This is a genomic window from Rubrimonas sp. (genome assembly GCF_036788415.1).
GTDB lineage: Bacteria > Pseudomonadota > Alphaproteobacteria > Rhodobacterales > Rhodobacteraceae > Rubrimonas.
This window is the reverse complement of sequence record NZ_DAIQNN010000096.1, coordinates 1-9,349: the sequence shown is the minus strand read 5'-3', so window position 1 is coordinate 9,349 and position 9,349 is coordinate 1. Positions and strand designations below refer to the sequence as shown.

Annotated in this window: 11 protein-coding genes; 5 read left to right on the top strand and 6 right to left on the bottom strand. The window is 68.2% G+C overall.

What is annotated here, in order from left to right; translation table 11 throughout:
* Positions 1-146 precede the first annotated feature (146 nt).
* Genes V7Q31_RS15400 through V7Q31_RS15380 form a run of 5 tightly spaced genes read right to left on the bottom strand, consistent with a single transcriptional unit; the run spans position 147 to position 4,956 of the window.
* Positions 147-482 (bottom strand): hypothetical protein, encoded by a 336-nt coding sequence (locus V7Q31_RS15400; RefSeq protein WP_333834750.1) that lies wholly within the window; start codon positions 480-482, stop codon positions 147-149.
* Positions 479-1,927 carry a sulfatase-like hydrolase/transferase gene (locus V7Q31_RS15395; protein WP_333834749.1) on the bottom strand — a complete coding sequence of 483 codons (1,449 nt, stop codon included), beginning with the start codon at positions 1,925-1,927 and terminating at the stop codon, positions 479-481. The genes V7Q31_RS15400 and V7Q31_RS15395 overlap by 4 nt, the downstream gene beginning before the upstream one ends.
* Entirely contained in the window at positions 1,924-3,432 is a 1,509-nt protein-coding gene (locus V7Q31_RS15390) for a tripartite tricarboxylate transporter permease (protein WP_333834748.1), read from the bottom strand. Before V7Q31_RS15390 ends, V7Q31_RS15395 begins: the two co-directional genes overlap by 4 nt.
* A 4-nt stretch (positions 3,433-3,436) precedes the next feature.
* The gene (locus tag V7Q31_RS15385; protein WP_333834747.1) at positions 3,437-3,943 is read right to left on the bottom strand and encodes a tripartite tricarboxylate transporter TctB family protein; all 507 of its coding nucleotides are present in this window, start codon (positions 3,941-3,943) and stop codon (positions 3,437-3,439) included.
* A gap of 29 nt (positions 3,944-3,972) precedes the next feature.
* Positions 3,973-4,956 (bottom strand): Bug family tripartite tricarboxylate transporter substrate binding protein, encoded by a 984-nt coding sequence (locus tag V7Q31_RS15380; protein ID WP_333834746.1) that lies wholly within the window; start codon positions 4,954-4,956, stop codon positions 3,973-3,975.
* A gap of 116 nt (positions 4,957-5,072) precedes the next feature.
* Here V7Q31_RS15380 and V7Q31_RS15375 point away from each other — a divergent pair, with 116 nt between their 5' ends.
* Entirely contained in the window at positions 5,073-5,987 is a 915-nt protein-coding gene (locus V7Q31_RS15375) for a LysR family transcriptional regulator (protein ID WP_333834745.1), read from the top strand.
* Between the two features lie 39 nt (positions 5,988-6,026).
* On the opposite strand, the gene V7Q31_RS15370 is transcribed toward V7Q31_RS15375, so the two are convergent.
* Positions 6,027-6,275, bottom strand: coding sequence for a hypothetical protein (locus V7Q31_RS15370; RefSeq protein WP_333834744.1), 249 nt, complete (start codon positions 6,273-6,275; stop codon positions 6,027-6,029).
* 418 nt (positions 6,276-6,693) lie between these two features.
* Between V7Q31_RS15370 and V7Q31_RS15365 the strand changes: the two genes are divergently transcribed.
* From V7Q31_RS15365 to V7Q31_RS15350, 4 genes are all read left to right on the top strand, one after another.
* Positions 6,694-6,936, top strand: coding sequence for an AbrB/MazE/SpoVT family DNA-binding domain-containing protein (locus tag V7Q31_RS15365; protein WP_333834743.1), 243 nt, complete (start codon positions 6,694-6,696; stop codon positions 6,934-6,936).
* A complete protein-coding gene (locus tag V7Q31_RS15360) occupies positions 6,933-7,331 on the top strand; it encodes a PIN domain-containing protein (RefSeq protein ID WP_333834742.1) in 399 nt (132 codons plus the stop codon). Before V7Q31_RS15365 ends, V7Q31_RS15360 begins: the two co-directional genes overlap by 4 nt.
* Before the next feature lie 264 nt (positions 7,332-7,595).
* A complete protein-coding gene (locus V7Q31_RS15355; RefSeq protein WP_333834741.1) occupies positions 7,596-8,597 on the top strand; it encodes an SPFH domain-containing protein in 1,002 nt (333 codons plus the stop codon).
* A complete protein-coding gene (locus tag V7Q31_RS15350; RefSeq protein WP_333834740.1) occupies positions 8,594-8,896 on the top strand; it encodes a hypothetical protein in 303 nt (100 codons plus the stop codon). The genes V7Q31_RS15355 and V7Q31_RS15350 overlap by 4 nt, the downstream gene beginning before the upstream one ends.
* Positions 8,897-9,349 lie beyond the last annotated feature (453 nt).

Sequence of the window (9,349 nt, the reverse complement as noted above, 5' to 3'; positions counted from 1 at the left end):
GGGGGGGGCTCCGGGAGAACCCCCGCGGCGCCTTTATCGTTCTTCAGGTCCGCGCAGCCCACTACAATAGGCGCAGCGCTAAGGAAGCGCTGGCTGTGGATCTGCGTGGGGTCCCCACGCCGATCGGCATCGCAAGTCATTGATCTTTATTCGACGGGATGGAGCCCAGCATCGGGCCTTTCCACAGCTTGCGCCTGGGGCCACAGCGCGGCGGGTTCGGCCGGGTCCCGGCCGAGCCACCAGCGGCCGAGCAGACGCTCGATCAGGTTCAGCCGGCGCCAGCCGCCGGCGTGCGGGAAGTTGCACCAGACTTCCCCCCAGCCATGGGCGCCGTCGGCGTCCTCCATCCGCACCAGCCGCGCCGGCCGGACCGTGATGGCGCCGAAGGCGTTCACCACGAGCTCCTCGATGGCTTGCTCCAGATAGAACGCCTGCACGCGGCGCAGCAGAGCGCTCACGGGCTCCGGCCCGGGCCACGTCACCGGGAAATCCGCGCCGCCTCGCCTGGCGCGGGGGTGTAGGGGTAGTTGCCAGCCTTGCGCACCGCCTCCTCGCCACCCAGCTCGGCGATCCGCCGCGCCTGGTCAGCGAAGGCGCGGGCGTTGACCTCGCCGGGGTCGCAGATCGCCTGCAGACGGCGCTCGCCTTCGGCGAGGATCGCCGCCGAGGCCGGCTCCAGCGCCAGATCGCGGGTCTCGCCCGGGTCGGCGTCGAGGTCGAACAGCTGCGGGCGGTAACCTTCGTAGTGGACGTACTTGTACCGCCCGAAGCGCACCATGAAGACGCCGGTGATCGAGGCGACGGCGTGATACTCCGCCAGCACGGTGCGGTCGGGGTCGCGGCCCTCGGCGATCTCCAGCAGCGAGGCGCCCGGCAGATCCGCGTCCACCGGCTCTCCCATGGCCTGCAGGATCGTCGGATAGGCGTCGAGCAGCGAGACCGGCGTGCGCACCCGCCGCCCCGGCGCGACGCCGGGTCCGCGCATCACCAGCGGCACGCCGGCGCTCTCCTCATACATGTTCGACTTGCCCCAGAAGGTCCGCGTCCCGAGATTGTCGCCGTGGTCGGAGCCGTAGACCACCAGCGTGTTTTCTCCCAGACCGGCCTCGTCCAGCGCCGCGACGATCCGGCCGATGTTGTCGTCGAGGAAGCTGACCATCCCGTAGTAGGCGGCGACGGCGATGCGCACGTGCTCCTCGTCGCGGAAATGGTCGTCGTAGTCCTGCACCGACCGCAGCGCCTTCAGCACCGGATGGTCGGGAAAGTCCCCAGGCTCGCGGAGCCGGGGCAGAGGCACCTTGTCGAGCGGATAGAGCCGAAACCACTCCGGCGGCGCCACGAGCGGGAAGTGCGGGCAGACGAAGGAGACGAACAGGCACCACGGGCGGTCAGGCGGACTGGCTGCGGCCTCGCGCAGCCAGTCGACGGCGGCGTCCCGGATGCTGCGGTCGTAGGCGATGTAGGTGCTGTCGCCCTCCCCCGCGTCGCCGGCGAGCTGCTGCGTGGAGGGGCGCTTGGGCGGCGGCCGGCGCAGCATGCCCTGCACGTCGCCCGTGCCGTTCAGGACGTGCATCGGCAGGATCTCGTTGTCGAATCCGTTGGGGTCGTTCGAGCCGCGATAATGCAGCTTCCCGATGCTGTCGCAGCGGCAGCCGGCGCGCGAGAGGGCGTGCCCCCATGAAGGCGGTTCGCCGTGGTATGGGAAGGCGTTGTCCCAGCAGCCGATCTGGTGGACGTGGCGCCCGGTCGCGAAGCTCGCCCGCGACGGCACGCAGATCGGACAGTTGCAGTACGCGCTCTCGAACAGCGCGCCCTGCGCCGCCAGCCGGTCGAGATGGGGGGTCCTGACGAGAGGGTCGCCATAGCATCCGGCGATCTTGCGGCTGTGTTCGTCGGACATGATGAACAGGACGTTGCTGCCGGTCATGCCGGTCCCTCCGTTTGGTTGCGCCCCCTGCGACGACCCCGCCGGGCCTGCACGAATGGCCAGATCAGGGTCAGCGCGGAGATCGCGAGAAAGCCCAGCGCGATCGGCCGGTCGAGGATCGACCAGAAACCGACCCGGCTGAGCTGCATGCCCGAGCGCAGCTCCTCCTCGAGGATGCGCGCGAGCACGAAACCTATGACGAAGGGGCCCAGGGGAACTCGGCACCGGGTCAGGAAGAACCCCACGAGCCCAAAGAACAGCACCACCCAAACGTCGAACATGCGGTTGCTCAGCGCATAAGTGCCGATCACGCAGAAGACGAAGATCACCGGCAGCAGGATCGCGCGGTTGACCATCATCAGCCTCGCGATCCAGCGAACCGAGAGGCTCATGATCAGAAACATCAGCACCGTGGAGACGAGGTAGGCGGCGATCATCGCCCAGACAAAGCCGGCGTTGTTCACGAACAGCAGCGGACCGGGCTGGATGTTGTGCAGGATCAGGGCCCCGAGCAGGATCGCGTCGATCGGCGCCCCGGGGATGCCCATGGCGATCAGCGGGATCAGCGAGCCGCCGACATTGGCGTTGTTCGCGGCCTCCGAGGCGACGATCCCTTCCTCGCAGCCGGTCCCGAACTTCTCCGGCGCATCCGACACGGCCCGCGCCGTGGCATAGGCGACCATGGAGCTGATGGAGGCGCCGACGCCCGGCAGGATGCCGATCCAAGTGCCGATGATGCTGGAGCGCAGGATGTTGACCCAGTGGCGCCGCCAGACGTCGAAGGCCATCGTCAGGCGGTAGACGCCGACCCTGATCGGATTCGCGACCTTCTCGGTCTCCAGCGCGTCGCTGAGGATCTGGCTGACGACGAACACGCCGAGCAGCACCGGCAGCAGCGCGAAGCCCCCGTCGAGATGATGCCAGCCCATCGTCAGTCGCAGCTGGCCGTCGGAAGGGTTCAGTCCAGGCAGGGCGAAGGCGATCCCCAGCGCCCCAGAAAGGAGTCCCTTCACCATGGAGCCCTGGCTGATCGAGGCGATCAGCATCAGCGCCATGAGCACCATGGCGAAGTATTCCCATGGCCCGAAGGTCGTCGCCCAGCGCGACAACGGCTGCGCGAGGACGACGAGGAAGAAGCCCGCGATCAGTCCGCCGACGATCGAGGCGCCCAGAGACAGGCCAAGCGCCCGCTCCACCTCTCCGCGCTCCGCCATGGGATAGCCGTCGAACGTGGTCATGACCGACGACGGCGTCCCCGGCATCTTCAACAGCGTCGCGCTGATTAGTCCGCCCGAGACCGAGCCGACGGTCATGGACACCATCATGACGATGGCGTGCGTGCTGTCCATGTAGAGCGACAACGGCATCGCGAGCGCGATCAGCATGCCGCCGGTGAGGCCAGGCACCGCGCCGACGAAAACGCTCAGCGCCGTGCCGACGAAGACCCAGAAGAAGGGCCAGGGCGTCAGGACATAGGCGAGGCCGCCCAGCAGACCTTCGATCACGGCGTCATCTCGGCAGGTCGATGAAGAAGAAGCGGGTGAACAGGAACGTCGCCCCGAACCCGACGACGACCGCGCTCGCGGTCCCCAACGCCAGCGTCCGCCGGTCCAGCCGCCCGAGCAGCGCGGCGGCCGCCACGAGGAACAGGATCGTGGCGGGCTGAAAGCCGATCCATCGAAGGTCCATCGCCCCGACATAAGCCACCGACAGCGCGAAGATGCCGATGGCCAGGTCGGGCCGCTGCCGAAAACCCCGCGGCTCCGGCGCGCCCTCGGCCGTCCCGACCCCTGCCAGCGCCCGCGCCGCGATCAGCGCCGCAAGCGTCAGCATGGCGAGGGCGACCGATCGGGGCAGCGCGGCCGAGCCCAGCGGGTCGAAGAACGGCGGTGGGATCTTGGCGGCTTCGTACAGCATCAGGGCTGCGAAGGCCGCCACCGCCGCAGCCAGCAGGGCGTCCGCCGCCGGATTGCGGCTCGCGCCGACGACCCGCGTCAGCCCGCTCTGCAGGGCCATCCTGCGCATCGCCGACCCCCGCCGTCGCGCTACTGCTGAATCTGCCGCGCGATTTCGACCAGCGGCAGCGTGTTCGCCAGCGCCTCGTCCAGCGCCGCCTCCACCGCCGCCGGCTCGATGAACCGGGCCTCGAGGCCGAAGGCGATCAGCTGCTGCGCCACGTCCTCGCGCTCCATCGCCGCGCGGAAGGCGTCGCGCAGAACCTCAACCCGCTCCGGCGGCGTGCCCTTGGGCGCAAGCCAGAGCCGCGTGGAGGTGGCCACGACGTCGATCCCGAGCTCTCGCGCCGTGGGCACGTCGGGGAAATCGGCGACGCGCTCCTCCGAGAGCAGGAGGATCGTGCGCAGCCCCTGCTGCTCGAACTGCGTCAGCTCCTGCGTGGAGAACATTGCGAAATCGAGGTGCCCGCCGAGAAGAGACTGGAACCGCCGAGCGCCGCCGCCGGACTGGACGAAACGGAACTCCACGCCGGACTCCACGCCGATCTGCATCGGCACGAAATGCACCGGCAGGCCGATGTTGGCCGCGCAGGTCACCTCGCCCGGGTTGGCTCGGGCATATTCGAGCATCTCCTCGAAGCTGCCGAACCGGCTGTCCGCCGCCACTGCGAGGCCCAGGTCGGCGAAGCCCGTGGCGCCTATGATCTCGAAGGCGGTATGATCGAAATCGACGACGCCCATGGCGCGCGAGGTCACCAGCCCATCGTGCCAGGTGCCGATCGTGTAGCCGTCAGGGTCGGCGTCCTTGATCGCCCGGGTGCCGATCGTGCCGCCAGCGCCGGCCATGTTCACCACGGCCAGACTCTGCGGAAACACGCCCATTTCCTCGAAAGCGCGCTGGAAGGTGCGCGCGAGGCCGTCCACGGCCCCACCGGGGTCGGTCGGCACGATCACGCGGATCGGACGCGTGGGAAAGGCCTCCGCCGACGCCGACAGCGGGCCAAGGGCCAGCAGGGTCCCGCACAGGATGCCGCTGACCACGCCGCGACGGCGCGGCGATGTCGGATGTTCCATTGTTTCCTCCTCCGCCGGTTCTGACGACCGTTGCACGGCTACGAGATTGACAAGCCCGAACCGCGTGTAGCAAGAACGAAGAAGCGCCTGACTGATAACCATGAGTTATACGTCAAATGGACCTTCGGGCCATCGACCACTTCCTCGCGATCACCGAGCACGGAAGCCTCCGCGCGGCGGCCGAGAGCCGTGGCGTCAGCCAGCCTGCGCTGAGCAAAGCCGTGAAACGGCTGGAGGACGAGTTCCGTGCGCCACTGCTCGACCGGAAGGCGCGCGGCGTCGTCCCCACGCCGTTCGGCGAGGCGCTGATACGCCACGCGCGTCACCTGAGGGCCAACATCCGCGACGCGGAGGAGGAGATCGCCGCGCTGCGGCTTGGCATCGGCGGGCAGGTGCGGATCGGAGCCGGGCCATCCTGGCTCGGCGATCTTCTGCCCGCCGCCATAGCCCGCTTTCGCACCGTGCGCCCAGACATCAGGATTCAGGTGCGCAGCGGCATGGACGAGACCTTGAAGGCGCAGCTTCGCAACGGGGCGCTGGATCTTGTTCTCGCGGCGATCTCGGATCTGCATCCGCTTGAGGCCGACCTCGTCGGCCGCTCCCTCGCCGAAGACCACTACCGAATTGTCGCCCACGCCGACCATCCGCTCCGTCGCCGGATGAAAGTGGCGTTCGAGGAACTCCTTGAGTACCCGTGGATCCTGCCGGCCGCCGGCACCTACATGGTGACGGCGTTTCATGTCATTTTTCGCTCGCGCCGCCTGCCGCCCCCGGAGCCCGCGATCGAGACCGACGCCCAGCATTTGAAGCTGCAGCTCATGCGCAGCGGCGACTATCTCAGCGTCCACGCCGAAGGCCAGTTGGCGAGCCTCGGCGTGGACGACATCCTCCCGCTGGATATCCCCGGCGCCTCGTGGCGAAGGGTCGCCGGCGTCATTCAGCGTCGTGGCGTCACGCCATCGTCGGCAATCGAGGAACTGGTGCGGACTCTGGAAGTTGTTGCTGATTGCGCGCCCCAGCCGACGCGGTGATGATGAGTACTGTCGGGACGGTGTCGGACTTGGGGGCGGTCACGCCGCGGTGGCCAACGCCCTGCTCGCATCTGCGGCGGCGCATTGACTTCTCGTGTCGGCTCTGATCGAGACCGCCGCTTTCGCGCCCGCCCCCGACCATCGCATCTGCTGGCGCTTGTCCAGACCTTTATTGACAAGCGCATTGGCCAGGCTTTCGGATGTCACCGTGCTGATCGTCTGTCCTTTCCGTTGGCGCGACGCGTAGTCGACGAGGTAGGCGCTTTGGCCGTCGATGTAGTCGCGCATCGAGGGACCCTTGCGAAGGCGGGGGCTGACCGACGCAGCGGGCGGTTCAACGCCCAAGAATCGCTGGTGCGCCGGGATGCCTGACATCGGCTCGTTGAGCTACACCCCCAACTTCAGAAAGGTCCCCTATCTTCGATGAGAACTGGCGCGTCTACGGCGTCCGCAAGGTCTGGCGCCAGGCGTCCTTCGACAGATGGATGTCCCGGGAAAATGGGGCCAGCTCAGCTCAGAAGGTGCGGCCGTCTGAGGGGCGTCGGGCGCTCGCGCGAATGGCCGATTATCGACCCATGCCGCCCACCGGGCGACCGGCGGTTTCCGGTAGTAAGGCGCAGGCGCCATGTGTAAGGCGTTCTAGTAGTCTCCCTTGCATTCCGGCCGCCGGCTGGCAAGTTTGTGATCTTTCAGGCAGGAGGGTGCGGTGTACGAGTCGACAGTGACGGCCAAGGGGCAAACCACGCTGCCCAAGGACGTGCGCGATCTTCTTGGCCTCGAGCCCGGCGACCGCATCCGGTATCTCGTCACCGGCGCCACGGTCCGGATCCTGCGTCCGCGCAAGGCGATGAGCCTCTGCGGGGCGCTGAAGCACGAGGGAACGCCGGTCAGCCTCGACGCGATGGACGCCGCCATCCGCAACCGGGCGTCCATGGGCGACGGCCAGTGATCGGCGTCGACACGAACATTCTCGTCCGGTTCCTCGTTCAGGACGACCCGAAGCAGTCCGAGGCCGCGCGCTCGCTTCTCGCGCGCTGCAGCGTGCGCGATCCCGCCTTCGTCGGGCGCGAGGCGCTGATCGAGACGGTCTGGGTGCTGGAGAGCGCCTATGGCCTCGCGCCGGCCAAGGTCGCCCCGGTCATTCTCGGGTTGCTCGAGGCCGAGGAGATCGTGGTCGAGGCGGCCGAAGATGCCGTGGTCGCCGTAGAGGCCTATGGCGCCGGGATGGCGGACTTCGCCGACCACATGATCGTAGCGGCCGCGCGACGTTCGGGTTGCGCGACGCTCTACACCTTCGATCGCAAGGCTGCCCGCCACAACGACGCGACGCTTCTTGTCCGTTGAGGATTTCGGAAGAGGTCGCGCAGACCGTGCGATCGGGCAATCTCCTACCCCACGAGCGTCCGCTTGTCGCCGCCTGTCATCTCCAACGCGACCGACCCGAAGCGGGAGGAGCGGGTTGGGGGAGCCCGCCCGCGGATCATCAGTGCCGGCTGGTTAGCGCCCCGCCAACAATTGCTCCGTAAAGCGGCGCGGATCGGATAAGCCCGTTGTGCGGCGCCGCGCGCATCACCCAGCGGCCGCCGCCGTCTGCTTCGAGGAGCCGTCATGGAGTTGCAATCTGTGCTGTCGGAGTTCAGCCCGGCCAATGGCGCGCTCGGGTTGGTCATCGTCGCGCTGCTGCTGACCGTACTGCTGGGCGTCAAGATCGTGCCGCAGAGCCAAGAATACGTCGTCACCCGGCTGGGGCGCTACGCAAGAACCCTCGGCGCGGGCGTTGGCTGGATCATTCCGCTGGTCGAGCGCGTGCACGCCCGAATCTCGATCGCCGATCAGGTGCTGCGCGACACTGACCTCGGCGTCGTCTCCAAGGACAACGCCGTGTTCCGGCTGCAGCTGTTGGTGGTCTATCGCGTGGTGAAGCCCGAGCTTGCCGTCTTTCGCATCGACAACGTGCGCGAGCTTGTACGGGGCCTCGTCGACAGCCTCGTGCGCGCCGAGGTCGGCCGGATCGAGCTCGACGCGCTGCAGAGCGAGCGCGAGGCGCTCAATATCGCCATTCGCGAAAAGCTGGCGCAGGCCGGCGCCGACTACGGCGTGCTGATCTCGCGCGCAGAGGTCACCGGCGTCACGCTGGAGGCGTCGACCCAGGCCGACATGGCCGAAGTGCTGGCGGCCGAGCGCTCCCGCCGCGCCACCGAGACCCGCGCCGCCGGCGACAAGCGCGCCACGGAGTTGGCGGCCGACGCGGCGCTATACCGGGCGCAGCGCGAGGCCGAGGCGGCGCGGATCACAGCCGACGCCACGGCTTACGCCAACCGTGTCATCGGCGAGGCCATCGCCGCCAACGGCGTGGAGCCCGCGCAGTTCCAGATCGCCGAGCGCCAGATTGCAGCCCTGACCGCGCTGGCCTCCAGTTCCAACGCCAAGCTGATCATGCTGCCGGGCGACGCAGCGGATGGCTTCACCCGCGCTGCGGCGATCCTGAGCGGCGAGGGGCTGGCCCGGTCCGTCGCGCTTCCAGCGGCGGCGCCCCAGCCGCCTTCTGTCGTCGGGCCGCCGCCTGGTCCGTGGGGCGGCACCGAACCCGACGCCGCGGCCCAGCCGTGACCGCCGCCGCCTTCGACCCCTGGATCTGGGTCGCCCTCGCGGTCGGCCTTTCGATCCTCGAGATGCTGCTGCCCGGTTATGTGCTACTGGGCTTCGGCGCGGCGGCCGCCCTCGTTGCGGGTGGGTTGGCCATTCTGCCGATCACGGCCGCGCCAAGCCTTCAGAACCTGTTCGTGCTGCTGATCCTTTGGGCCTGCCTTGCGCTGGCCGTCTGGTTCGCCCTCTCGCGCGTCTTCAGCGCAAAGGCTCGCTCCCGCCGCGCCAAAGGCGACATCAACGACTTCGAGTCGAGCGGGTGACGACGCATGTGCGACGCCCGCCGCAGCAGTAGCGCAGCGCTCGGCGACAAAGTGCAAACAGCTGAGGCCCGCACTCCCTGCTTGATACCGCCGCCAGCAAGGAGCGGCGTGTCATCGAAATAGCGATCATCGGCTCACTTGCCGACATCGTCATTGTCCGATGCGACGGATACGGTGGAGCGGCTGTTCACCGACATTGGCGGCCCGCCCGGCGAACGAGTGGAGGCGGGCGGGAAACATCGCGGCAGCGGCCGGCGGAGCTGCAGCCCGACGCATGGCCGTACGGGGCGGAAGTCTCGATGAGCCCGGTGCGGCGGCGAATGATCGAGGACATGCGGATCCGCGGGATCGGACCCGGATCGGCGTGGGGTACCGACGTCGATCGGCGTCATAAGTGATCCTGATTACGCATGAACCTCAGCCAGTTTCAGCAGACGATAAGGCATGGGCGGG

What these genes read in the sequence shown, in the direction of transcription:
- V7Q31_RS15380 (WP_333834746.1), bottom strand. Translation starts at nt 4,956, where the DNA reads ATGGAACATCCGACATCGCCGCGCCGTCGCGGCGTGGTCAGCGGCATC.
- V7Q31_RS15385 (WP_333834747.1), bottom strand. Translation starts at nt 3,943, where the DNA reads ATGGCCCTGCAGAGCGGGCTGACGCGGGTCGTCGGCGCGAGCCGCAAT.
- V7Q31_RS15375 (WP_333834745.1), top strand. Translation starts at nt 5,073, where the DNA reads ATGGACCTTCGGGCCATCGACCACTTCCTCGCGATCACCGAGCACGGA.
- V7Q31_RS15370 (WP_333834744.1), bottom strand. Translation starts at nt 6,275, where the DNA reads ATGCGCGACTACATCGACGGCCAAAGCGCCTACCTCGTCGACTACGCG.
- V7Q31_RS15355 (WP_333834741.1), top strand. Translation starts at nt 7,596, where the DNA reads ATGGAGTTGCAATCTGTGCTGTCGGAGTTCAGCCCGGCCAATGGCGCG.
- V7Q31_RS15395 (WP_333834749.1), bottom strand. Translation starts at nt 1,927, where the DNA reads ATGACCGGCAGCAACGTCCTGTTCATCATGTCCGACGAACACAGCCGC.